20 protein-coding genes are annotated in these 22695 nt (G+C 67.8%); 10 read left to right on the forward strand and 10 right to left on the reverse strand.

Annotated elements, in window-relative coordinates; all coding sequences use genetic code 11:
• The first annotated feature begins 95 nt into the window (after positions 1-95).
• Complete coding sequence (nrdF, locus tag LRX77_RS07210; RefSeq protein ID WP_231832229.1) at positions 96-1073, forward strand: class 1b ribonucleoside-diphosphate reductase subunit beta; 978 nt, start codon at positions 96-98, stop codon at positions 1071-1073.
• Positions 1074-1107: 34 nt separating this feature from the next.
• Here the strand turns inward: nrdF and LRX77_RS07215 are convergent, their stop codons facing one another.
• Together LRX77_RS07215 and LRX77_RS07220 are read right to left on the reverse strand one after the other, a co-directional pair.
• Positions 1108-2403 (reverse strand): type II toxin-antitoxin system HipA family toxin, encoded by a 1296-nt coding sequence (locus tag LRX77_RS07215; RefSeq protein WP_231832230.1) that lies wholly within the window; start codon positions 2401-2403, stop codon positions 1108-1110.
• Positions 2400-2804, reverse strand: coding sequence for a helix-turn-helix transcriptional regulator (locus tag LRX77_RS07220; protein ID WP_231832231.1), 405 nt, complete (start codon positions 2802-2804; stop codon positions 2400-2402). Before LRX77_RS07220 ends, LRX77_RS07215 begins: the two co-directional genes overlap by 4 nt.
• A gap of 383 nt (positions 2805-3187) precedes the next feature.
• Between LRX77_RS07220 and LRX77_RS07225 the strand changes: the two genes are divergently transcribed.
• The 4 genes from LRX77_RS07225 (at position 3188) to LRX77_RS07240 (ending at position 7344) form a co-directional block, all read left to right on the forward strand.
• On the forward strand, positions 3188-4366 hold the full coding sequence (locus tag LRX77_RS07225; RefSeq protein ID WP_231832232.1) for a ferrochelatase: 1179 nt from the start codon (positions 3188-3190) through the stop codon (positions 4364-4366).
• Between the two features lie 223 nt (positions 4367-4589).
• Positions 4590-5066, forward strand: a complete 477-nt coding sequence (locus LRX77_RS07230; RefSeq protein ID WP_231832233.1) for a recombinase family protein — start codon at positions 4590-4592, stop codon at positions 5064-5066.
• Between the two features lie 15 nt (positions 5067-5081).
• Complete coding sequence (locus LRX77_RS07235) at positions 5082-6536, forward strand: GNAT family N-acetyltransferase (RefSeq protein ID WP_231832234.1); 1455 nt, start codon at positions 5082-5084, stop codon at positions 6534-6536.
• A gap of 133 nt (positions 6537-6669) precedes the next feature.
• Entirely contained in the window at positions 6670-7344 is a 675-nt protein-coding gene (locus LRX77_RS07240) for a TetR/AcrR family transcriptional regulator (protein WP_231832235.1), read from the forward strand.
• Positions 7345-7347: 3 nt separating this feature from the next.
• Here LRX77_RS07240 and LRX77_RS07245 read toward each other — a convergent pair whose 3' ends face one another.
• Positions 7348-8520, reverse strand: a complete 1173-nt coding sequence (locus tag LRX77_RS07245) for a CapA family protein (protein ID WP_231832236.1) — start codon at positions 8518-8520, stop codon at positions 7348-7350.
• A 108-nt stretch (positions 8521-8628) separates the two neighbouring features.
• Between LRX77_RS07245 and LRX77_RS07250 the strand changes: the two genes are divergently transcribed.
• Both LRX77_RS07250 and LRX77_RS10600 read left to right on the forward strand, forming a co-directional pair.
• Entirely contained in the window at positions 8629-9447 is an 819-nt protein-coding gene (locus LRX77_RS07250; protein WP_331716147.1) for a thymidylate synthase, read from the forward strand.
• Complete coding sequence (locus LRX77_RS10600; protein WP_442961618.1) at positions 9444-10181, forward strand: dihydrofolate reductase; 738 nt, start codon at positions 9444-9446, stop codon at positions 10179-10181. Before LRX77_RS07250 ends, LRX77_RS10600 begins: the two co-directional genes overlap by 4 nt.
• A gap of 85 nt (positions 10182-10266) precedes the next feature.
• Here LRX77_RS10600 and LRX77_RS07260 read toward each other — a convergent pair whose 3' ends face one another.
• The 7 genes from LRX77_RS07260 to LRX77_RS07290 form a co-directional block, all read right to left on the reverse strand.
• On the reverse strand, positions 10267-10779 hold the full coding sequence (locus LRX77_RS07260) for a hypothetical protein (RefSeq protein ID WP_231832238.1): 513 nt from the start codon (positions 10777-10779) through the stop codon (positions 10267-10269).
• A 116-nt stretch (positions 10780-10895) separates the two neighbouring features.
• The gene (locus LRX77_RS07265; RefSeq protein ID WP_231832239.1) at positions 10896-11792 is read right to left on the reverse strand and encodes a DUF3097 family protein; all 897 of its coding nucleotides are present in this window, start codon (positions 11790-11792) and stop codon (positions 10896-10898) included.
• A gap of 10 nt (positions 11793-11802) precedes the next feature.
• A complete protein-coding gene (hrpA, locus tag LRX77_RS07270; protein WP_231832240.1) occupies positions 11803-15810 on the reverse strand; it encodes an ATP-dependent RNA helicase HrpA in 4008 nt (1335 codons plus the stop codon).
• 53 nt (positions 15811-15863) lie between these two features.
• Positions 15864-17582, reverse strand: a complete 1719-nt coding sequence (locus LRX77_RS07275) for a dolichyl-phosphate-mannose--protein mannosyltransferase (protein WP_231832241.1) — start codon at positions 17580-17582, stop codon at positions 15864-15866.
• Positions 17583-17787: 205 nt separating this feature from the next.
• Positions 17788-18384, reverse strand: coding sequence for an energy-coupling factor transporter transmembrane component T family protein (locus LRX77_RS10525; RefSeq protein ID WP_231832242.1), 597 nt, complete (start codon positions 18382-18384; stop codon positions 17788-17790).
• Positions 18381-19070, reverse strand: a complete 690-nt coding sequence (locus tag LRX77_RS07285; RefSeq protein ID WP_231832243.1) for an energy-coupling factor ABC transporter ATP-binding protein — start codon at positions 19068-19070, stop codon at positions 18381-18383. The genes LRX77_RS10525 and LRX77_RS07285 overlap by 4 nt, the downstream gene beginning before the upstream one ends.
• A 30-nt stretch (positions 19071-19100) precedes the next feature.
• Positions 19101-19748: a biotin transporter BioY gene (locus LRX77_RS07290; RefSeq protein ID WP_231832244.1), complete on the reverse strand. Its 648-nt coding sequence runs from the start codon at positions 19746-19748 to the stop codon at positions 19101-19103.
• A 141-nt stretch (positions 19749-19889) separates the two neighbouring features.
• Between LRX77_RS07290 and LRX77_RS07295 the strand changes: the two genes are divergently transcribed.
• Genes LRX77_RS07295 through rsmI form a run of 3 tightly spaced genes read left to right on the forward strand, consistent with a single transcriptional unit; the run spans position 19890 to position 22632 of the window.
• On the forward strand, positions 19890-20624 hold the full coding sequence (locus tag LRX77_RS07295) for a TetR family transcriptional regulator (protein ID WP_231832245.1): 735 nt from the start codon (positions 19890-19892) through the stop codon (positions 20622-20624).
• Positions 20621-21811: a VanZ family protein gene (locus LRX77_RS07300; RefSeq protein ID WP_231832246.1), complete on the forward strand. Its 1191-nt coding sequence runs from the start codon at positions 20621-20623 to the stop codon at positions 21809-21811. Before LRX77_RS07295 ends, LRX77_RS07300 begins: the two co-directional genes overlap by 4 nt.
• Entirely contained in the window at positions 21808-22632 is an 825-nt protein-coding gene (gene rsmI / locus LRX77_RS07305) for a 16S rRNA (cytidine(1402)-2'-O)-methyltransferase (protein ID WP_231832247.1), read from the forward strand. Before LRX77_RS07300 ends, rsmI begins: the two co-directional genes overlap by 4 nt.
• The last annotated feature ends 63 nt before the right edge of the window (positions 22633-22695 follow it).

Raw genomic sequence — 22695 nt, forward strand, 5'->3', positions numbered from 1 at the left:
GGCTGGTGCGACTAGGCTCAAGAGGAGTCCCCGTGTGCTGCGAGGGCTCCTCTTGTCTGCCGCTGCGACCGTGATTTTCATTCTGAGGGAGAGAGATGTCCGCACCGAAGCTCAAGCTCGTCGACCGGGTCGACGCGATCAACTGGAATCGCATCGAAGACGACAAAGACCTCGAGGTCTGGCAGCGTCTGACCGGCAACTTCTGGCTGCCCGAGAAGGTGCCGCTGTCGAACGACATCCAGTCGTGGGCCACGCTCACCGAGGCCGAGAAGACGCTCACCATGCGCGTGTTCACCGGACTCACCCTGCTCGACACGATTCAGGGCACAGTGGGTGCGGTCTCGCTGATTCCCGACTCGCTCACGCCGCATGAAGAGGCGGTCTACACGAACATCGCGTTCATGGAGAGCGTGCACGCGAAGTCGTACTCGTCGATCTTCTCGACGCTGTGCAACACGCCTGACATCGATGACGCCTTCCGGTGGTCGGTCGACAACCAGAAGCTGCAGCGCAAGGCCGCGATCGTGCTCGAGTACTACCGCGGTGACGACCCGCTGAAGCGCAAGGTGGCCTCGACGCTGCTCGAGTCGTTCCTGTTCTACTCGGGGTTCTACCTGCCCATGCACTGGTCGAGCCATGCGAAGCTCACGAACACGGCCGACCTGATCCGCCTGATCATTCGTGACGAGGCGGTGCACGGCTACTACATCGGCTACAAGTTTCAGAAGGGGCTCGAAGCGGTCGACCAGGCCAAGCGCGACGAGCTCAAGGAGTACACGTTCTCGCTGATGTACGACCTGTACGACAACGAGGTCGAGTACACCCAAGATCTCTACGACGAGGCCGGTCTGACCGAAGACGTCAAGCGCTTTCTGCACTACAACGCGAACAAGGCGCTGATGAACCTCGGCTACGAGCCGATGTTCCCCTCATCGGTGACCAACGTGAGCCCCGCGATTCTCTCAGCGCTGTCGCCGAACGCCGACGAGAACCACGACTTCTTCTCGGGCTCGGGGTCATCGTACGTGATCGGCACCGCCGTCAACACCGAAGACGAAGACTGGGACTTCTGACGCGCGGATTCAACGCCAGCGAGTAAGGAGCGGGTCAGGCCAGGGCGTCCATGACTCTACGAGTCTGCGTGTACGTCGCATGCGGGTAGAGCGTGACGGCGGGGAGCTCTTTGAGGTGACCGGGCAGCTGCTCGGTGACGACGGAGACGACGTGTTGGAGCTTCGTGGCGATCTGGACTGTGTACTCGCGTAGGCGTCCCTCTGGGAATCCGGCATCGGTTTCTAGACATCGGATGCTGTCTGCGTTGAAATCGCCGAGAGTGTTCACCCCGTCGACGGCGAAGGCGAGTTCGACGTTGTCGAAGACAGCAGGGTCATGAGAGAGAACCTGTTCTCGCTGTTTGAAGGGGAGTGACGTGTTGAGGTCGTAGAACGGGGCGAGTACGCTCCGTCCTGGCACGTGGGTGAGGGAGTAGTTCTTGGCATGGCCGTCGTTGTGACCGATGATCCAAGAGAAGACGAGCAGCTTCGCGAACTGCTCCTTGGCGGCCTTGGCGTCGGTGGCGCTGAGGTTGCGGTCGAAGACGGTGAAGATATCTCGGTAGCCCGGGCCGCCGTCGGACTCGTATTTCTGGATGTGTGGGGTTCCCGTGGCTTGCGCGAGGTCCTCCTGGTGCAAGCGGCCGATGGCGCCATCGGTGTTGAAGCGGTCGAAGCGTTCCACAATGAGGACGTGTTCGCCGTCGAACTCGGCAATCACGGATGCAGCTGCGTTGATCCCGAGCGTGCGTGCGACCTCCAGAGTGATGTACTCGGTGACATCGGAGCCAGGCAGTGGCTGGATTCCAGGTTTGAAAATGTGTGTCGAAGGCTGCCGTCCTGATGGCTCGAACCACTCTCCGTCGCGGAGGGTGAGCGCGAACTTCCCTTGAGCGCCGCCAAGCGAGAATCCTTCTTCGACGGCGTGGTTCTGCAGCCAGTCGGAGTCGTCGCGTCGGATCTGTCGGATCCGGTCGCCGATCGCTTCCTCGGTGAGCGGCGTCAGGCATTCTTCCCGTCTGGGTGATGTGCCTGCCGGGTAGAACTCAAGCGCGCCGGCAACGTCGGCACCGTAGACGCAGAGCAGGTCGAAAGTGCTGTCACTGGCCAGCTTCGCTTCTCGAGCCCACCTCGAACGGACGTCGGCGTGGTCGGGCAGGAGGTTGTCGAGGAATCGTTTGGTGTCATCGTTTCCGAACGGGGGTGTGACAACGGGGAGTGTCACGGAGATTGGAACGGGTGCGTCTGACTCGACGTACTCGGGCAGGTAGCGGAGCTGCAAGTTCTCGCTTCGCCGAGTGATCGTGGCGACGTGGACATCGTAGAGATACACGTTGAGTGTCCGGATCATTCGGCACTTTCTGAGTCGTCCAGGTCAGTATCCGCTGCAGCGTGCAGCGGATCGACAAGGACGGAGCCGGGGATGTGCCTGTTGAGTTGTTGAGAGGTTTCGCGGAGGGTGAGCGCATCAGCTGCCGCCAGGGCGGCACTTTGCGTGGCCGGTGCGGTGGGGGAAGAAGTGCGGTGCTCGCCGGTGGCGGTCAGATGGATGTCGAGGTAGTCAAAGATGAGCAGCACTGTGTCGAAAGAGATGCCTCCGTTGCCGCGCTCGAGGCGGGCGACGGACTGGCGGGTGATGCTGACGGCATCAGCGACATTCTGCTGAGTGAGATTCCGCTGGGTGCGTGCATTCTTGACTAAGCGTGCCAAGCCCGATGATGTCCGTAACTTCACGTTGACCACCCCGTTCATGTTCGAAAAATAACACTACGACACGTTGTTCGGAAAATCTATCATCTAGTCAATGTGAAATAAATAACACATTGTTTCGATGGTAGAAAAATATGACGAATCCTGTTCTCGAACACTCGTCAGTGTTACTGGTGCCGGGTGTGTGTCCGGCCCAGTGTTGGCCCTCCTGGGGTGATCTGCAGTTCTCTGTTGGTGTCGAGGTCATCGGCTGGCCGCCGGATGCTGGAGACGGGCAGATGGGTCACATTTCTCACAAGGTATATTGGTTACCAAGTTAGATAAAGTCACATGTGGATTTGCCTCCCCCGAATTCATCACCGAGGGCCTGCAGACCACGGCTCGGCCGGTGCCTCACGCCTGCCCATTACGATCGGAGCCTTCAGATGGAACACGACACCGCTGTGCCCTATGCTTCTCCCGCCTGTGCTCAGGGTGCACCGTTCGTCTCTCTGCCGCAGAGATACGACGCCATCCTCCTTGCCGGCTTCGGCGGGCCTGAAGGGCAGGAAGACGTCATTCCGTTTCTCAGGAATGTGACTCGCGGCCGTGGCATTCCAGAAGAACGGCTTGAAGAGGTCGCCCACCATTACCGTCGCTTCGGCGGCATCAGCCCGATCAACGCGCAGAACCGGGCGCTGAAGGCGGCGATCGAGCGGGAGCTGGCGACGAGAGACATCGACCTTCCGGTCTACTGGGGCAACCGCAACTGGGCGCCGTATCTGGCCGATGCCGTGCGAGAAGCCGATGCAGCGGGCCACCACAGGCTGCTGGCGCTCGCCACCAGTGCCTACAGCTCGTTCTCAAGCTGTCGCCAGTACCGAGAAGACTTCGCTCGCTCGCTCGAAGAGACCGGCCTCGCCGAGACCATGACGATCGACAAGATTCGTCAGTTCTTCGACCACCCGGGCTTCGTCGACTCGTTCGTTCCGAGCGTGCTCTCGGCTCTTCAGGCGTTCAGAGACGCCGGAACCCACGTCGAACACATGCGCGTGCTCTTCACCACCCACTCGATTCCCGTCGCCGATGCGCAGCGGTCGGGGCCACGAGACGCTGATCTCGGCCCGGGCGGCGCATACGAAGCACAGCATCTGGCGGTGGCTGCAGCGGTGATGAGTCGTGTCGGCGATCAGGATGCCACGTTGAAAGACGTCTCCTGGGAGCTGGTCTACCAATCCCGCTCCGGGCCTGCAGCGCAGCCGTGGCTCGAGCCAGACGTCTGCGACCGCATCGCAGAGCTGCCGGGCGAGTCGGTCGAGGCCATCGCCATCTCGCCCATCGGATTCGTGAGCGACCACATGGAGGTGCTCTGGGACCTCGACACCGAGGCCCTCGAAGCGGCGTCAGATGCCGGCCTGCGCGCCGTCCGAACTGATACTCCGGGCACTGCTCACACGCATGTGGCCGGCATCGTCGACCTCATCGAAGAGCGCATGGCCGCGGTCGATCCGTCAGACCGCCCGGCGGTCACCACGCTCGGCCCCTGGTTCGACGTGTGCCGATCGGGCTGCTGCGAGAACGTCAGAGCGGGGTTCAAGCGCGCTGCCGCAGGGGTCGCCCCGTGAGGGTGCCATCGTTCTGACGGGCCACGGGGCTCGAGCGGCAGGAGGTTCGGTGGGGCGTTGTCGGTCGGGCGACCACGTGACGTACCATGCTGGTCAGGGGTCGGCGTGCGCAGACGCGCACGCATCGGCTCAAGCGAACGAACCGCGTGCATGCTGCACGCCGGATGCTCGTCGGGTGCGTCGAGGGTCGACGCGCCGCTGCGACACAGAATGAGGATTTCTGATGGCGACACACGGACTGATCATTGATCACCCCGCACTCCCGACCGTTCCCGATCAGCGCGCGGCTCTCGACGACGCGCAGGTCGGCGAGTGCACAGAGATCGCGCCGCGCACCCAGGAAGACTGGCACTACCGCATTCGCGAGGCGCTTGAGGGCGTCGGGGCGAACGACACCGTCGTGGTCTCCGAGCTCTGCGTGCTCGGCCTCAGCGCGGTGAGCCTGCTCGACAGTCTCCAGGCCGTCAACGCGAGTGGGGCGCGTCTGGTCTCACTCGGCGAGAGCATCGACACCGCTGAGGACTCCCGCTTTCTGGCGCATGCCAAGACCATCAGCAGTGCGCTCGAGGCCGGCCGCCTCGCACAGGCGCGCATCATCATCGATCGTGCCAGGCACCGTGATGCGGTGACCCCGCCGAAAGTCGAGTTCGTCGATCGCGATCTCTGGGCGGCCACGGCCGCGCAGACGACCGAAGGCTGACTCAGAGAGCGTGGGATGATGTCGCAGCACCAGTCGCAGCGCCTGAGCGGTGAGGCGCTCGAGACGTTCTCGCCGAATGCACAGCGCAGACTGGACGTCTCGCGACTGCAGGGCCGCGTGGTCGATCAGTCTGACGAGGTCGCGATCGACGGCTGGCTCGGAGCCATGGAGCGCGGCTTTCTCGATGCGCTGCCGCCGACGCTGCGCATGCGCCGAGAACTGCGCAGCACGCTGGTCGGCAGTCGCGTCGTCGGCGTCTACGATGGTGCCGCAGACGGCTTCGGCGACCGCATCGAGCAGGGCGATGCCGCCCCGGTTGCGGAGACGACCGACGAAGAGGCTGCGCATCGTGCGATCCCGGCGTCGCCGGCGGGCACGGCGCAGGGGTGGCCGACCGATCTCACGCTGGTCGGCGGTGCGTCGGTGGATGCCTGGGCGATTTCTGCGGTGACGGTCGCGGGCACGCATCGTCGACGGGGCATCGCCCGCGCCATGATCGCTGATCAGCTGGACGCAGCGGTCGCGAGCGGAGCATCCGCCGCCGTGCTGACCGCAACCGAGGGCGGCATCTACGGCAGGTTCGGATTCGGCCCGGCCACGCGCTCGACAACCCTGCGCTTCGACCCGAGGCTCGCCTCGTGGCGTGATGATGCCGGCGGCGAGGTGACTGTGCGACTCGTCGCGCCGCAGACCCTGCGCGCAGAGGCCCCGCAGGTGTTCGACCGCGCGCGAGCAGCCGGTGACATCGGCCGGCGTGACGTGTGGTGGCAGCAGGCGCTGCGGGTCTTCTCGCTGCGGCTGTTCAACCACGGTGACTCCGGCACGACGCTTGCCCTGCGCGCCGACTCGACTGCCTCGGGACGACTCGAAGGTTTTGCACTGTACCGAGTCTTCGGCGGCGAGGAGCACGGGCGACTGGTGGTCGACGAAGTCTGCGCGGCCACGCCTGCCGCCGAGGCTGCGCTGTGGCGTCGGCTGCTCTCGACAGATCTGGTCGGCGAGGTCACTGCACGCAGCCGGCCGGTCGATGGGCTGCTGCCCTGGCTGCTGACTGATCCGCGGGCCGTGTCGCCTCAGCAGACGAGTGACTCGCTGTGGGTGCGCGTGCTCGACGTCTGTGCCGTGCTCTCGGCGCGCTCGTGGCCGCGCAGCCCGGCCGGTACTCGGCTGCGGCTGCGCGTCGGTGATTCGTCGGGGTACGCCGACGGAGACTATCTGCTGCGAGTCGACGAGCAGGGGGTCGGCAGCGCCGAACGGCTGGCGGTCGCTGCGGCGACGGATGCGTCGGACGTGACGCTGGAACTGGACGTCGCCGATCTGGGGTCGCTGCTCTTCGGCTACACCTCGGCAGGCATTCTGGCGGCTGCAGGTCGGGTGCAAGGAGTCGGCGAAGACCAGGAGAATGCCTTGGCCCTGGCCGACGACCTGCTCGCCACCGCCCCGGCACCCCACCTGCGCACACCCTTCTGAAGTCTGACCACAGGTGGGTGCTGACGGCTCGACCACCGGCGGCAGAACCGCGACAGCGCAGGTGCAGACGTGCGTGAAGAAGCGGTGACAATTCGCCGCACACGAGGCAAAAGACAGGCATACAATGAGGGGCGTGCCACGGCAGAATGACAGAGTTCTCGACCCCAGGGCGCAGCGAACTCGTCAGGCGCTGCGCACGGCCGTGCTCACGCTGATCAGCCAGGAGCCGATCGAGGTCATCTCGATCTCGGACGTCGTTCGCGAGGCCGGCGTCAACCGCAGCTCGTTCTATGTGCACTACAGCGACATCGACGAGCTGCTCGCCGACGCGTTCGAAGAGCTCTCGATCAGTGTCAACCAGACGAACATGATCTCGCCCGGGGTGCCGCACGACGCCGAGACCGGTCTGCCCAAGACGCTGATGCAGTATCTCGAGCACATCGCCGAGTACAAGTCGGCCTATGCCTGGGCGCTCGGCCCGAAGGGCAGCGCCGCCGTCACGCACCGGCTGCGTGAGCAGTTTCGCGCGATCATCGAGCAGAGCCTGCTGCAGTACGCCGACCGCAGCACGGCGGTGCCGATGGGGTTCGACGCCGACGCCGCCTTTCTCGCCGGCGCGGTGATCGGAACCATCTCGATTTGGCTCTCCGAGGCTCCCGAGGTGCCGGCGAAACGCGTGAGCGTCTGGCTGTGGCGCCAGCTGCAGCAAGACTTTCTGCGCATTCTCGAACGCTACGCGCTCACCAACCGGCCGGCCGCCCGGCTGCCGAAGCGCGGCCGTCGTTCGAGCAATCCCCCTCGTGGCTGAACGTCAGCGCACCACCTGCACCTGGTCGCCCAGGGTCTTCTGCACGAACGCATAGCGGCTGTCGGCGGTCTCGCCGGGAAACTCGCTGCGCACACGCTCGTCGGCCTGTGACATCGGAAGGATGCGCAGGTCGTGTCGAGCGGCGATCGGCACGCCGCGAGCGACGAAGTCCATGAACGTCGGGGTGAACGTGGCCTGTTCGACGGTCACCGGGCCGTCGCCGGTGCGCACCAGCTGCCACCGTGCGATGCCGCCGGTGCGGTTGTCGACCGGCACCTGTGTCGAGAGCATGTTGCCCAGGGAATGCCAGACCAGGGTGCGGCCGCCGTCCGGGCGGTCGACGAACTCAGCCGGCTGCAGCACGTGCGGGCCGGTGCCGATGACCACGTCGACGCCCGCGGCGACGAGCTTCTGCGTGAGCTCGCGCTGCGGCGCATCGGTCGCAGTGGAGTCTTCGGTGCCCCAGTGCATCGAGACCATGACGACGTCAGCCTGTTTGCGGGCCTCGGCGAGCTGCTCGTCCATGAGCGGGCCGTCGGTGGTGTTCAGCCCGAACGCGGTGTGCTCCTGGTTGCTCTGCGCAGTGAATGCCAGCTGGGCGATCTTCAGGCCGTTCACGTCTGCGTATGAGACTCTGCGCTGCTCCTCGGGGCTGCGATTCGCGCCGGCGATGAGTTTCGGCTGCAGGGCGTCCCACGTATCGCGGGTGCGGTCGATGTCTGACTGCTCGTAGTCGGCCATGTGGTTGTTCGCGAGGTTGATGTCGTTGCAGCCGACGTCGCGGCTCAGGCTCTCGGCGAACTGGGTGGGGGCGCGGAACTGCGGATATGTCGTGATCTGTGCCGGGGAAGTGGCTGAGGCGAGCACCTCTTCGTTGCAGAAGACCAGGTCGGAGCTCTGATAGATCGGGCGGATCGCGTCGAAGAAACGACCGTAGTCGTAGCCGTCTGTCGTCTTCGCCTCGGCGTTCACGGCGTGATGCGGCAGCATGTCGCCCATCGCGCTCACGGTCACGCGCTGCTCTGTCGTGGTGCTCGGTGCGCTGGTGGTCTGCTCGAGAGCGGCTGAACCGGGCGCATCCGGTGCGGTGTGCGAGCTGCATCCGGTCACGGCGATCGTCAGCCCGATCAGGCCGGCGCAGAGAGACAGTGGAAGAGACGGAGACTGGCGGCGCATGCGACTCAGTATATGCGGTCCTGTGATTCAGCTGTGAGTGCCGTGATCGAATGACGACCGCCGCTGCAGCCATTGCGGGGTGTCCGCCGATGCGTCGGTCGCGGTAGGGTGAACGGCGTGACCAACGCGATTCCCATTCCATACGAAGACCTGCTGCGCGATGTCTACGAGCATGGCGCAGCCAAGGGCGACCGCACCGGAACCGGTACGCGCTCGCTCTTCGGCCGCCAGATTCGGTACGACCTCTCGAAGGGGTTTCCGCTGATCACCACGAAGCGCGTGCACTTCAAGTCGGTGGCCTACGAGCTGCTGTGGTTTCTGCGCGGCGAGTCGAACGTGCACTGGCTGCAGGAGCACGACGTGAGCATCTGGGATGAATGGGCAGACGCCGACGGCGAGCTCGGGCCGGTCTACGGCGTGCAGTGGCGGTCATGGCCGACGCCCGACGGCGGCCACATCGATCAGATCGCGCAGGTGATCGAGCAGCTGCGCAGCGACCCCGAGTCGCGCCGCATCATCGTGTCGGCCTGGAACGTCGCTGAGATCTCGAAGATGGCGCTGGCACCCTGCCATGCCTTCTTCCAGTTCTACGTGGCCGACGGCAGGCTCTCGACGCAGCTCTATCAGCGGTCGGCCGACATGTTTCTCGGGGTGCCGTTCAACATCGCCTCGTATGCGCTGCTCACTCATATGATCGCTCAGCAGGTGGGGCTCGACGTCGGCGACTTCGTCTGGACGGGCGGTGACTGCCACATCTACGACAACCACACCGAGCAGGTCGAACGGCAGCTCGCGCGTGAGCCGTACCCGTACCCGACGCTGAGCATCCGACGTCGGCCCGAGAGCATCTTCGACTACGAGTACGACGACTTCGAGATCGCGAACTACCAGCACCATCCCGGCATCAAGGCTCCGGTGGCGGTGTGAGCGCGCCTGATGCCGATGATCAGACCGTGCGTGACGAACTCGGTGCAGATGCCCACCTCGAAGAGATCGTCGAGCAGAGACCGCTGATCGGGCTCATCTGGGCGCAGGATCGCCACGGCGTGATCGGTGCCGAGGGCGGCATGCCCTGGCACGTGCCCGAAGATCTGGCGCACTTCAAAGCGGTGACGATGGGCGCGCCGGTCATCATGGGGCGACGCACCTGGGATTCGCTCGACCCGCGGTTTCGGCCGCTGCCCGGGCGGCGCAACATCGTGGTCACCCGGCAGCAGTCTTGGGGCGAAGCCGCCGCGGCGCGCGACGAGCGTGCCCGGCGCGGCCTCGAACGGGGCGATCTGCAGGTCGTTCACGCGCTGAGCGAAGCCGTTGCGCTCGCGACGCAGGATGCGGCGGCGGGGGGAGCGGGGCATCCTGCGCCCGTCTCGCCGTCGGCCGTCGGCGGAACTGCTGCATACGGCGCTGTCACGCACGTCGAGATCGACGCCTGGATCATCGGGGGCGCCCAGCTGTTCGCCGAGGCGCTCGACCTGGGACTCGCCGACGTGGTCGAGCGCACGATGCTCGACGTCGACGTGGCGGCCGACGAGGGGATCGTCGGCGATGCCTTCGCGCCGGAGCTCGGGGGCGATTGGCAGGCGGTCGCCGCCGACGAGACAGCCTGGGCGACGTCGCGCTCGGGCATGCGCTATCGCTTCGAACGGCTTGTGCGGGCCTGACTCTGCTGATTGGGCGTCGCCACCATAGTGCGGCTGAAAGCTAACGAACACTACTGAATGCTGCTGTTCACAGCAGCGACAGAGCTCAGCCGCCGAACCGGTGCCGGTCGATGACCCGTTGAGCGTGCTCGGCGTCGTCGAAGCTCGTGAACACGACCGTGTAGAGCCGCTGATCGAAGGTCTGCATCTGCAGCGCCGCCACGCCGCCGAGGTTGAGCCGCACCCCGCTGCGATCGCGCGGCCGACCCATCACCACCCAGTCGAAGCCTGAGCGGTCGAGCGTCGCATCATCTACCACCGCTGTCTGGCTGATGTCGGCGATGTGCACCGACGCACGGTAGAACGGGGCCGCGAGCCGCACCTCATGCGGCTGAATGCGCACCCGGATCACCGTCCAACGCAGCCACCACCACGTGACCAGCCCGAGCGCGACGACGACCGCCACCGAGACCATGAGGCCGATCGCACCGCCGTCGAGCGTCATGGCGACGATGATGAGCGCGGCGGCCACGAAGATCAGGGGCGCGGCGGCGATCCATCGGGTCCACGTCGGCGGCCGGATGGCGAACTCCGCGAGATGCTCGCCGGTCATGCTCATGCCTCCACCATAGGCGGATGCCGGGCCCGGCGGGCAGCGATGCAATACGACCCGTCGACGGCGGGCTCGTCACGGACTGACGGCAGCGCCAACGAGGCGTTGGGACGCCATCGACATCACTCCGGGATCTCGGTGACGAAGTCGATCAGCTGCTCGACGCGACCGGTGAGCGACGGCTCGAGGTCGCGGTAGCTGCGCACCGTGCTGAGAATGCGCGACCACGCCCGGCCGACGTCGGCTCCGGTCTCGGCGGGCCAGCCGAGCGCCCGGCACATGCCCGACTTCCAGTCGATGCCGCGGGGGATGCTGGGCCAGGCCCGCATGCCGAGTCGCGCCGGTTTGACGGCCTGCCAGATGTCGATGAACGGATGCCCCACGACGAGCACGGCGTCTCGCGCCGGCCCGGCGGGCAGGGCGTCGACGATGCGGGACTCCTTCGAGCCTGTGACGAGATGGTCGACGAGGACGCCCATGCGTCGGGTGGGGCCGGGCTCGAACTCGGCCATGACCTCGGCGAGATGGTCGACGCCGAGCAGCTGCTCGACGACCACGCCGGTGGCCTTCAGATCGTCGCCCCAGACCTTCACCACGAGCTCGGCGTCGTGCTTGCCCTCGACGAAGAGCCGACTGGCCCGGGCCACCCGGGCCCGCTGGTTCGGGTCGACCCGCATGCCCGAGGCTCCGATGCGCAGCGCACTCGAGGCGCGGCCGGCCGATCCCGCCGCGCCAGCGTGACCTGCGCCTCCCCGCGCGCCTGCGGCATCCCCCGGATGCACCAGATCGATCGGCTCGCCCTCGAGCAGCAGGCCGGGGCCCCAGTGAAACGCGCGCACCGTGCCGTGCCGGTCTTCGAGCTCGATCACCTGCCGGTCGAAGCGCACGAGTGCTCCGCAGAATCCGCTGGCGGCGTCTTCGTAGACCTCGCCCACCTGTGCGGCCACCTTCTTCGGCCCCACCACTCGCCGCCACGACTGGTCGGCGAGTGGGTCGATGTCATAGCGATCGTCGAACATGCGTCTTCCTTCACTTCTGCTTCGGCAGCTTCGCGAGCAGCTTCTTGAGCCTGGGCACGCTCGCCGCGCTGGCCGTGCCGAGCTCCTGCGCCCAGAGTCCGACCTGCAGCTCTTCGAGCATCCACCGTGCCTCGTCGAGCACGCCGCTGCGCTCGTCGAGCAGGCCCAGCCACCAGTCGGGCGAGGGGATGCCGCCGCCTGCGCCCTCGAAGAGTCGCAGCGCCGTGTCGGCCTCTGCACGCCAGGTGTTGTCACGGCCGGGCTGCGCCTCAAGCTTGTGCAGCCGCAGCGCGAGGCCTGCGAGATAGCGGGCGATGTGCGGCAGACGGTCGGTGCCGGCGGCGCGGACGAACCCCTCGTAGACGAGCTGCTCGATGTGCGCGCGGATGCCGCTGGTCGCCCCGAGCAGCGCCATCGACGTGACCTGCTTCAGCGCGCGCTCGGTGTCGCGCTGGGCGCTGAGCACCTTCGCCACCTGCGAGGTCGCCGTGAACAGGGCGTCGACGAGGTCGGCGCTGACTCGGTCGCAGAATCGCTCGAAGGCCTGCGCGTCACGCGGCAGCGCCTCGGCGAGGCCCAGCAGCCGGGCGCGTTCGCGACTGCCGGCGGATGCCCCGCTCGCTCCCGCCTGACCGTCGGCACGCGCCCGGTGGTCGCCGGCGCTCGGCCGCACCAGCTCGGCCAGGTGGGCGTCGATCACCGCCAGCGCCGCATCCTCGATCGCGGCCCGCGGCGACCGATACGGTGACGAGGCCAGAGCGAGCTTCTCAGGGCCGGTCAGATGCTTCAGCACGTACTCGGTCGGCATGGGCACCGTGAGCGAGACGAGGCGGCGCACTCCCGCCCAGTGGCTGCGCAGCGCATCGCCCGGGGCGGCGAAGAGCCGAACCGCCACGCTCTTGCCCTCGTCGACGAGGGCCGGATAGCTGCGCACGACGTTGCCGCCGAGGTCTTCGACCGTCTCGACGGGCAGCGCACCGATGCCGCCTCCGGCCGCCTCGTCGCCCGACGTCGGCGCCCATGCGGTGATGCCGGTGCGCTCGCTGGCCGAGCTGCGTGCCGCCACGGCGACCCGTGCGCTGTCGTGATGCTCGCGCTGCAGCTCGAGCAGGTCGGTCGACTCGCTGATCGCATGGCCCCGATCGTCGAGCACACGGAAGGTGGCCCGCAGATGCGAGGGCACCCGCTCGACCTCCCACGCATCGTCGGGAATCGGCATGCCGCTCAGCGAGCGCAGGGCGGCGCCCAGCGCGACGGCGAAGGGGCGGCCGTCAGGATGCTGCGGCAGTGCGTCGAGCGCACGACGCGCCCAGTCGGCTGCGGGCACCACGTTGCGACGGTGCGCCTTCGGCAGCGAACGGATGAGCGCGACGGCCAGATCCTCACGCAGCCCGGGCACCAGCCAGTCGAACCCCTCGGGGCGCAGCTGAGCGAGCAGGGCGAGTGGGACATCCACGTTGACGCCGTCGGAGTCGCTGCCGGGGTCGAACCGGTAGCTCACGGCCAGGGTCAGGTCGCCCTGCCGCCAGGTGCTGGGGTAGTCGGTCTCGTCGACAGACTCGGCGCGATCGCTGGTCACGTCGTCGATGCTGAGCGTGAGCAGGTCGGGCGTCTCGCGGCGCTGCTGCTTCCACCAGCGGTCGAAGGCGCGGCCGGTGTTGATCTCAGCGGGGATGCGATGGTCGTAGAACGCGAAGAGCGCCTCGTCGTCGATCGCGATGTCTCGGCGTCGGCTGCGGTTCTCGAGGTCTTCGACGTGCGCGCGCAGCCGCTGGTTCTCGGCGAAGAAGGCGTGCCGGGTGTGCCAGTCGCCCTCGACGAGGGCCTGCCTGATGAACAGCTCGCGGGCGACCTCCGCGTCGACTCGGCCGTAGTTCGCGCGTCGGCCGGCCACGATCGGCACGCCGTAGAGCGTCACACGTTCGGTGGCGACGACCTGCTCGCGCTTCGCCGACCAGCGCGGCTCGGCGTAGCTGTGCTTGGCGAGGTCGCCGGCGAGCTCCTCGGCCCAGCCCAGATCGACCTTCGCGTTCACGCGCGCCCACAGCCGCTCGGTCTCGACCAGCTCGGCAGTCATCACCTCTGCGGGCGGCTTCTTGAACAGGCCTGAGCCGGGGAACACCCAGAAGCGCGTGCCGCGGCTGCCCAGATAGTTGCGCTTCTTCTCGTCGTAGACGCCCAGCTGCGAGAGCAGCCCCGACATGAGCGCCTGATGGATGCCGTCGGCGGCCGCGGTGGTCGCGTCGGCGCCCCGTTGGCGGATGCCGTGCCGGTTCGAGCCGTGCTTCGTGCGCGTATGACTGCGATCGTTCGCGGCGACTGCGCTCTCGATGCGGAACGACGAGGGGTCGTCGGGCTGCATGCGCTCGAGCTGGCGCACCAGATCGATCCACTCGCGCACCCGCACGTAGTTGATGAACTCTTTGTGACAGAGTCGCCGGAACGCACTCGACGAGAGGTCGTGGCGCTGCTGCTCGAGGTACTTCCAGAGTTTCAGCGTGCCCAAGAAGTCGCTCGACGGGTCGACGAACCGGGCGTGCTGCTGGTCGGCGGCCTGCTGTCGATCGCGCGGGCGCTCGCGGGGATCCTGCACCGTGAGGGCTGCCACGATCACGGTCACCTCGTGCGCCACGCCCAGGCGCTGCGCCTCGACGATCATGCGCCCGAGCCGGGGGTCGATCGGCACGCGGGCCAGCCGTCGACCGATGTCGGTGATGTGCATCTGGCCGTCTTGGCTGGCCTTGGGCGACTCGATCGCGCGCAGCTCGACCAGCGTGTCGATGCCGCTGGCGATGGCGCGGGAGTCGGGCGGCTGCAAGAAGGGGAAGTCGTCGATGGCGCCCACCCTGAGCGTGGCCATCTGCAGAATGACGCTGGCGAGGTTGGTGCGCAGAATCTCTGGGTCTGTATATTCCGGTCGCGACATATAGTCGTCTTCGCCGTACAGTCGGATGCAGATGCCCTCGGCGACGCGCCCGCATCGCCCCGCGCGCTGGTTCGCACTGGCCTGCGAGATGGCCTCGACCGGCAGTCGCTGCACTCGCGACCGGGTCGAATAGCGCGAGATGCGCGCGGTGCCCGTGTCGATCACGTAGCGAATGCCGGGCACGGTCAGCGAGGTCTCGGCGACGTTGGTCGACAGCACGATGCGTCGGCGGATGCCGGGGGTGCGGCCCGTCTCGAAGACCTTGTGCTGGTCGGCGGCGCTGAGTCGGCCGAAGAGGGTGAGCACTTCGGTGAAGCGGTGACGACCGGCGAGTGCCTTGGCCGCTTCGCGGATGTCAGCCTCGGTGGCAAAGAACACGAGGATGTCGCCGTCGGGCTCGAGCATCAGCTCGTCGGTGGCTGCGAGCATCGCGTCGAGCGGCTCTTCGTCCTTCTCGGGCGGGCGATAGCGAATCTCGACGGGGAAGGTGCGGCCCGACACCTCGATCACCGGGGCCTCGTCGAAATGCTTCGAGAAGCGTTCGACGTCGATGGTCGCCGAGGTGATGATCAGCTTGAGGTCACGGCGCCTCGGCAGCAGACGCTTCAGGTAGCCGAGCAGAAAGTCGATGTTCAGGCTGCGCTCGTGCGCCTCGTCGATGATGATCGTGTCGTAGTTCATCAGACGCCGGTCGCGACGAATCTCGGCGAGCAGAATGCCGTCGGTCATCACCTTCACGCGCGTCGAGGCGTCGGTGTGATCGGTGAAGCGCACCTGATACCCGATCTGCTCGCCGAGCTTGGTGTTCGTCTCGGCCGCGAGACGTTCGGCGATGGTTCGCGCCGCCAGACGACGCGGCTGGGTGTGACCGATCTGTCGCGTGCGGGTGTGCTTCCTGCCGTCTTTGCCGGTGCGTTCGACGGGCAGACCACGGCCGAGCTCCAGACACATCTTGGGAATCTGCGTGGTCTTGCCAGAGCCGGTCTCGCCCGCGATGATGACGACCTGGTTCGCCTCGATCGCCGCCATGATCTCGTCGTGGCGAGCGCTGACCGGCAGCTGCGGGGGATAGTTCAGGGTCAGATCGGTCATCTCATCCACTGTAGTTCGTACCCGCACAGAAACGACCGCTCAGCGCCTGGCGCTCACAGCCAGTTGTTCGGCAGCCACGCATGCAGCGACCAGAACGTGCGCGAGACGTCCATTCCCGTCCAGAGCGGATAGAAGAACGCCGAAATGGCGACGACGACCACGACGAACCCCACCACGACGGGTCGTGCCCAGGCCCGACGCGCCACTGCGGCGCCGGAGTTGTCCTGCGGGGGCGGCACCAGCATCCGCACGACGGCGACCACCGCGAGAATCAGGAACGGCTGCCACGCCACCGCATAGAAGAAGAACACGGTGCGGTGCAGGTACATCAGCCAGGGCAGGTAGCCGCCGGCGAAGCCGAACAGAATCGCGCCGGCCTGCCACGTGACGTCGTCTGCGGGCGACGTCAGACGCCGCGCGATGCGCACGATGCGCACGATCACGAGCACCACCAGGGCGAGCACCGCGAGGTGTGCGACCCACCAGAGCAGCGGGTTGGCGACCGATGAGATCGTGCTGACGCATCCGGAGTCGTGCAGGCAGCCGTTCTCGCCCGGGGCGTCGATGGTGCGCCAGAACAGTGTGGGTTTGAGCATGATCGGCCAGCTCAGCGGGTTCGACGCCCAGGGGTGCGGGCTGTCGAGTCCGGTGTGAAAGCGATACGCGACCGCGTGGTACTGCCCGAACGAGCGCAGCGCGTCGGGCACCGCCGAGAGCCATCCCTCGGCCGGATTCGACTCGGCCCAATGGCGCCCCCAGCCGTTCGAAGTGACGAACCAGCCCGTCCACGAGGCGAGATAGACCAGCACGACGGTGGGCAGCACTATGACAAGGCTGACGCCGGCCTGGGCGAGCGACTGCAGCGGCCAGGCACGTGCCCAGAGGGTCTGTCGGCGTGCGTGACGACCGGTGGTCGCCGTCATGGGGATGCTGATCTCTCCACGAGCGAGCCGTCGCCTGGCGAGCAGGTCGTCGACGACGACGTAGAGGCCGAAGGCGACGGCGAAGTAGATGCCCGACCACTTCACACTGGTCGCGCAGCCGAGGAGCACCGCAGCTGCGAGCAGCCAAGGGTGCCACCAGATCACACCCGTCGACCCGCGGTCGTGCAGCCGTTCGGCGAGCAGTCGGCGGTGCCGGCTGCGGTCGATGAGCAGCATCCAGAATGCCGCGAGCACGAACAGGCCGATGAACACGTCGAGCAGCCCGGTGCGGCTCATCGTGATGGCGAGGCCGTCGATCGCGAGCAGGCCGCCGGCGAAGGTCGACAGCGCGGCGCTGCGGAACATCCGCTGGGTCACGACGCAGATCAGCAGCACGGTGAGGGTGCCCGCGATCGCGGTCGACAGCCGCCACGCCCAGGCATGCTCGGGGCCGGCCAGCATGCCCAGCCAGATCATCCACTTGCCGAGCGGCGGGTGCACGACGAACGCGCCGTCGCCGCCCAGGAACGAATTCACGTCGCCGGATTCGAAGGCCGGGTTCGGCGACTCTGGCCAGCGCGCCTCATTGCCGCGCGCGCCCAGTGACCAGGCGTCTTTCACGTAGTAGGTCTCGTCGAAGACGAGCGTGTCGGGCCGGCCGAGATGCCACAGCCGCAGCACCGCGGCGAGCAGCGTGACGGCGGCCGGGCCGAGCGCCGTGAGGCTCAGCCAGATGGGCGCTCGGCGCTGCGTGCCGAACCATTTCGCCACCGGTTCGTGCCATGTCGCGTGACGCGGGGTGTGCTGCCGCCCGCGCCGGGCGTCGTGAGCGGGAATGGTGGAGGACACCCCGTCATTCTACGGGCGGGCAGATCACGGCGGCGGCAGTCGGTCAGTCGGCGAAGGAGAGGTCGTGGTGGCGCGAGCACCGCGGGTTGAACGCTGCACCGCAGGCCGGGCACTGCGGAACGGCCGTCTCCATCGTCGCGAGGTAGGCCGACGCCCCGCACCGGGAGATCGGCGTCAGACTCGAGAGCAGGCGTGTGCCGGCCGCTCACTCGACGCCTCGTGCGGTGAGCGCATCGGCGAGGTCGTCCGAGTACTTCAGCGTCATCACCAGCAGCGGCAGCACGTAGGCGCGGATGCTCGGCGGGGTGCCGCGAGCGATCTGGGCTTCGCGGATGCTGTGCGAGAGCCCCGAGACGACGGGCACGGCGCTGATCGCCAGCGAGAGCGTGAGCGCCACCCGCTCCGGGGCGATGCCGACGAGCCGCAGCGGGCCCATCGCTCGGGTCAGCGCGTCGAGCATCGCGGTCGTCGTCGTGGTCAGCGTGACCAGCCCGGCGAGCACGATCAGCGAGATGAAGCGCGTGGTCTGCACGAGGGCGGGCATCGGCCCCTGAAAGATCAGAATCAGCAGCCCGAAGAACACGATGACCCACTTGGTCGTCCAGAGCTGCCGAGGCAGCTCGCGCAGCACCGGCCCGGCCAGCGCATAGAGCGCTGGGGTCACGACCAGCAGACCGGCCGACACCCACCAGACTGCGGGCAGCAGTGAGACGACGAGTGCGATCGTCATGAGCAGCAGCAGCTTCGGCCCGGCGGGCAGGCGGTGCATCGGGCTGTCGCCGGGAACGTACTGCGAGATCACGCGAACGCCCGCTCGTATTCGTCGACGACCTCGGCAGGGTCTCCCACGCGGATGATGCGGCCGGCCTCGAAACGGATCGCCAGGTCGCAGCGGCGCGCGAGAGCGAGGTCGTGCGTGGCGATGACCACGGGCCCGGGCAGCTCGTCGACGAGGAGATGGCTGATGCGTCGGGCGTTGCCCAGATCGAGCATGGTGGTCGGCTCGTCGGCGAGCACCAAATCGGGTTCGCGGATGAGCACGGCGGCGATCGCGAGGGTCTGCTTCTGCCCGCCCGACAGACTGTGCGCCGGCACGTCGGCGCGGTCGAGCAGCCCGTAGCGGTCGAGCCAGGCGTCGACCCGCGCCCGCACCTCGTCACGCGGCAGCTTCAGCCCGCGCAGCGAGAACGCCAGGTCTTCGCGCACGGTGGGCATCACGATCTGTGTGTCGGGGTTGGTGAACACGAAGCCCACCCGGCGGCGCAGGGCCTTCGCCTCGCCCATCGGGTCGAGGCCGAGCACGCGCACTTCGCCCGCGCTGGGGCGCATCAGCCCGTCGAGCACGCGCAGCAGCGTCGACTTGCCCGAGCCATTGGCTCCGATCACCGCAAGCCGTCGCACGGCGACGTCGAGGCTCACCTCGTCGATGATGCGCGTGCCGCCGGCGTCGACGCACAGCGCGTCGAGCCGAATCTCGGCGGCACGCATCAGATCACCTCAGAGGTCATGGTTCCGAGCCTACTTGCCGGCCAGTTGCATGCGCGCCGGAAAGGCCTGAGGATACGCCTTCCAGAGCCCCGTGGTGATCAGCGTGGCCAGCACGGCCTTGATCGCGTCGCCGGGAAGAAAGGCGAACGACGAGACGAGGGCCTGCGACAGCGGCAGGCCGGCGACCGTCGCAGTCACCGGGATGCCGAACAGGTAAACCACGACGATGCCGCCGACGACGGCTCCGATCAGCGTGCGCCACCAGACGATGCGGCCGCCGGCATGGGCGATCGCACCGGCGACGAAGGCGCCGGCGATCCAGCCGAAGAGGTAGCCGGCCGAGGGGCCCACGAACACGGCAGGGCCGCCGCGCCCGCCGCTGAGCAGCGGCAGGCCGATCAGCACGAGCAGCAGCAGCACGACCACGGCGAGTGCGCCGCGTCGACCGCCCAGCACCGTGCCGGCGAGCATCACCCCGAGGGTCTGGGCCGTGATCGGCACCAGGCCCGGCACCGGGATGGGGCCCATCAGCCCGAGGGCGGCGATGAGAGCCGCGAAGACTGCGATGCGGGCGATGTCGCGGTTGCCGAAGCCTCGGCGCGTCGTCGTGGGCGTCTTCGCCGGCGCGTCGCTGAGGGTCGACGGGGTGCGTTTCGGCTGGGTGGGCGATGTGGGCATCGTGTCTGCTCCTTCACTGAAAACGACCCCGCCGAGTTCTGCAGAGTCGGTCGTCGCACAGCGGGCGACCGATGAACACATTACCTGAACGCTGTTCACCTGAACGCTGTTCGGTTGTCACGACGCCGGTACACTCGTTTTGTGGATGTCGACAACAGGCGCACAGTCGCCGAGCAGCGGGAGCGCCGTGGTGCACGCCACAGCCGTGACGACGTCATCGCCGCAGCGGTGCAGCTGCTCGATCGCAGCGGCCTGCCCGATCTGACCATGCGTCGGCTGGCGACCGCCCTGGGCGTGCAGCCCAGCGCCCTCTACTGGCACTTCGAGAACAAGCAGAGCCTGCTGGCCGCCGTCAGCGACTGGATCACGCGAGACCGACCAGAGCGCGATCAGCTGCGCAGAGCATTCGTGCAGGCTCGAGCCGGGTGGACGAGCGCTCTGCGCGCCGAGGCGCTCTGGCTGCGCTGCACGCTGCTCGAGCACCGAGACGGCGCCGAGGTCGTCGCGAGCACGGTGGCGCTGGGGCTCGGCCATGGCATCCCCATGCGCCACCTCGAGACGAGCGTTCGCGACGGCGGCTTCGACGACGAGACCGCCCGGGCCAGTGCCGCGGCCCTGCTGCACTTCGTGCTCGGGTCGACTCAGCACGAACAGCAGCGCGACCAGGCCGGCGAACTGGGGCTCGACGTGCCCGCGGCGCCGCGCGTCGAGCACCGCATCGGCGACGGCGCCTTCGCCGCAGCCGACCTGGACGCGTTCGGCGCGATGGTGGTCGACAGCGTGCCCGGCGACTTCGCCTTCGGCGTCGACCTGCTCGTCGACGGCCTTGCGGCGCGCGGCCGTGCTGCAGAGCGAGAGCCGGGGCGCGCCCGATGAGCTCCGTGCTGCAGCCGGGCCTCGCCATGCTCGCCGTCGTGCTCGGCACGCTGGTCGCGCTGGCGCTCTTCGTTCCGTTCGTCATCGTGAGCTATCGCCGTCGCGGCAGCGCCGACGGCTGGTGGGTCGGCGGGTGGCTGATCACGGCAGTGTATCTGGCCGCCCTGGTCTGCTACACCCTGCTGCCGCTGCCGTCGAGCGGGCAGTACGTCTGTCGCGGGGTGCAGCTGAGCCTCGGGCACGATCTGCGCCACCTGCTGGCGGCCTCGCCGTCGGTCGGCGGGCTGCTGCGCAGCATGGTCGTCTGGCAGCTCGCGCTGAACGTGGCGCTCTTCGTGCCGCTCGGCGTGCTGCTGCGCGTGCGCCACGGCGCCGGCGTCGTCGTCGCTGCCGTCGGCGGGCTCGGCGTCTCACTGCTCATCGAGCTCACCCAGCTCACCGGAGTCTGGGGGCTCTACCCGTGCGCCTATCGGGTCTTCGACGTCGACGACCTGACCACGAACACGCTGGGCGCGATCATCGGGTCGCTGGCGGCCATCCCGTTCATCGGGCGCGGCGAGCGTGCAGACCGCACCAGGCCGACGCCGGTCACCGCGCTGCGCCGACTGACCGGCATGCTCTGCGACGCGACCCTGGTGTTTCTGGCTCCGCAGGGTCTGTCGCTGATGTTCTTCATGATCGTCGCCGGGCTGTGGCCGGGCAGCGGGCGCGCCGAGGCGCTTGTGGCCGACCCGCGCATGACCTGGCTGATCTGGTGCGTGCCGTTGGCCGTGCAGCTGGTGTTCGTGCTCTGGCGGGGGCGCACCTTCGGCGAGTGGGCGGTGCTGCTGCGCAGCCGACCGGCGGATGCGCGACCTGCGTGGCTCGCGCGCAGCCTGCGCTTCATGGTGGGCTCAGGCGGGTTCGGGCTGCTCGCCATGCTCGACGCGGCTTCGGTCTCGGGCACCATCAGCGGCGCACCCGGCGCGAGCGCCGACGGATGGCGGGCGTGGCTGCTGCCGGCGGCCTGGCTGTTCGCGATCGTGAACCTGATCGGCGTCTGGGCGACGCGTGACCGCCGTGGATTCGCCGCTGCGGTGGCCGGGCTGCGCATCGAAGACCAGCGCGCGCCGGCTGCGGGCGAGCGCGTCTCACCCCAGGCGGGCGCAGCATCCGCAGCTCGAGAACACACTGAGGAGACACGATGATCATTCTGGCCGGAACCCCCATCGGCAACGCCGGCGACGCCTCGCCTCGTCTCATCGAGCTGCTCGAGAACGCCGAGATCGTCGCGGCCGAAGACACCCGCAACACGCTGCACCTCTTCGACGTGCTGGACATCGCGAACCGCCCGCGCATGATCAGCATGCACGAGTACAACGAGCGCGAGCGCATCGACGAGCTGCTCGACCTCGCCCGAGAGCACGACGTGGTGGTCGTGACCGATGCCGGCATGCCGACGATCAGCGATCCCGGCTTTCAGCTGGGCGCCGCGGCCCGCGAGGCCGGTGTCACCGTGACCTCGGTGCCCGGGCCGACGGCGGTGCTGACGGCGCTCGCCGTCTCGGGGCTGCCCACCGACCGGTTCAGCTTCGAGGGGTTCGTGCCCCGCCGACCGGGCGAGCGCACGCGACTGTGGCGGGCGCTCGCCGACGAGCAGCGCACCATGATCTTCTACGAGTCGCCGCACCGCGTCGCTGAGGCGCTGCAGAGCATGATCGAGGTGTTCGGCGCCGATCGCGCGGCGAGCGTCAGCCGCGAGCTGACCAAGCGCTTCGAGCACACCGAGCGCGGCTCGCTGGGGCATCTGGCCGAGTGGGCGGCCGAGGGCGTGCGCGGCGAGGTCGTCATCGTGATCGCCGGTGCGCCGGCTCGCGTCGAGTCGCCCGATGACCATGTGGATGCCGTGCTCGTTCTGGTCGCCGCCGGGCGACGGCTGAAAGAGGCGTCGGCCGAGGTCGCCGAACGCACCGGAGTGAGCCGCAAGGCCCTCTACGATCTCGCGCTGCAGCGGCGCGCCGAGCGCTGACGCCGGCTGAGCCGACGGGCTTGGGAGCTCTGCACAGCCTGAGCTGTGCACAGGCTTATCCAC

This window comes from Pseudoclavibacter sp. 13-3 (assembly GCF_021168475.1).
In the GTDB taxonomy this organism is placed as follows: Bacteria; Actinomycetota; Actinomycetes; order Actinomycetales; family Microbacteriaceae; genus Pseudoclavibacter_A.

What these genes read in the sequence shown, in the direction of transcription:
- nrdF (WP_231832229.1), top strand. Translation starts at nt 96, where the DNA reads ATGTCCGCACCGAAGCTCAAGCTCGTCGACCGGGTCGACGCGATCAAC.
- LRX77_RS07215 (WP_231832230.1), bottom strand. Translation starts at nt 2,403, where the DNA reads ATGATCCGGACACTCAACGTGTATCTCTACGATGTCCACGTCGCCACG.
- LRX77_RS07220 (WP_231832231.1), bottom strand. Translation starts at nt 2,804, where the DNA reads ATGAACGGGGTGGTCAACGTGAAGTTACGGACATCATCGGGCTTGGCA.
- LRX77_RS07225 (WP_231832232.1), top strand. Translation starts at nt 3,188, where the DNA reads ATGGAACACGACACCGCTGTGCCCTATGCTTCTCCCGCCTGTGCTCAG.
- LRX77_RS07230 (WP_231832233.1), top strand. Translation starts at nt 4,590, where the DNA reads ATGGCGACACACGGACTGATCATTGATCACCCCGCACTCCCGACCGTT.
- LRX77_RS07235 (WP_231832234.1), top strand. Translation starts at nt 5,082, where the DNA reads ATGATGTCGCAGCACCAGTCGCAGCGCCTGAGCGGTGAGGCGCTCGAG.
- LRX77_RS07245 (WP_231832236.1), bottom strand. Translation starts at nt 8,520, where the DNA reads ATGCGCCGCCAGTCTCCGTCTCTTCCACTGTCTCTCTGCGCCGGCCTG.
- LRX77_RS07260 (WP_231832238.1), bottom strand. Translation starts at nt 10,779, where the DNA reads ATGAGCATGACCGGCGAGCATCTCGCGGAGTTCGCCATCCGGCCGCCG.
- LRX77_RS07265 (WP_231832239.1), bottom strand. Translation starts at nt 11,792, where the DNA reads ATGTTCGACGATCGCTATGACATCGACCCACTCGCCGACCAGTCGTGG.
- hrpA (WP_231832240.1), bottom strand. Translation starts at nt 15,810, where the DNA reads ATGACCGATCTGACCCTGAACTATCCCCCGCAGCTGCCGGTCAGCGCT.
- LRX77_RS07285 (WP_231832243.1), bottom strand. Translation starts at nt 19,070, where the DNA reads ATGCGTGCCGCCGAGATTCGGCTCGACGCGCTGTGCGTCGACGCCGGC.
- LRX77_RS07290 (WP_231832244.1), bottom strand. Translation starts at nt 19,748, where the DNA reads ATGCCCACATCGCCCACCCAGCCGAAACGCACCCCGTCGACCCTCAGC.
- LRX77_RS07300 (WP_231832246.1), top strand. Translation starts at nt 20,621, where the DNA reads ATGAGCTCCGTGCTGCAGCCGGGCCTCGCCATGCTCGCCGTCGTGCTC.
- rsmI (WP_231832247.1), top strand. Translation starts at nt 21,808, where the DNA reads ATGATCATTCTGGCCGGAACCCCCATCGGCAACGCCGGCGACGCCTCG.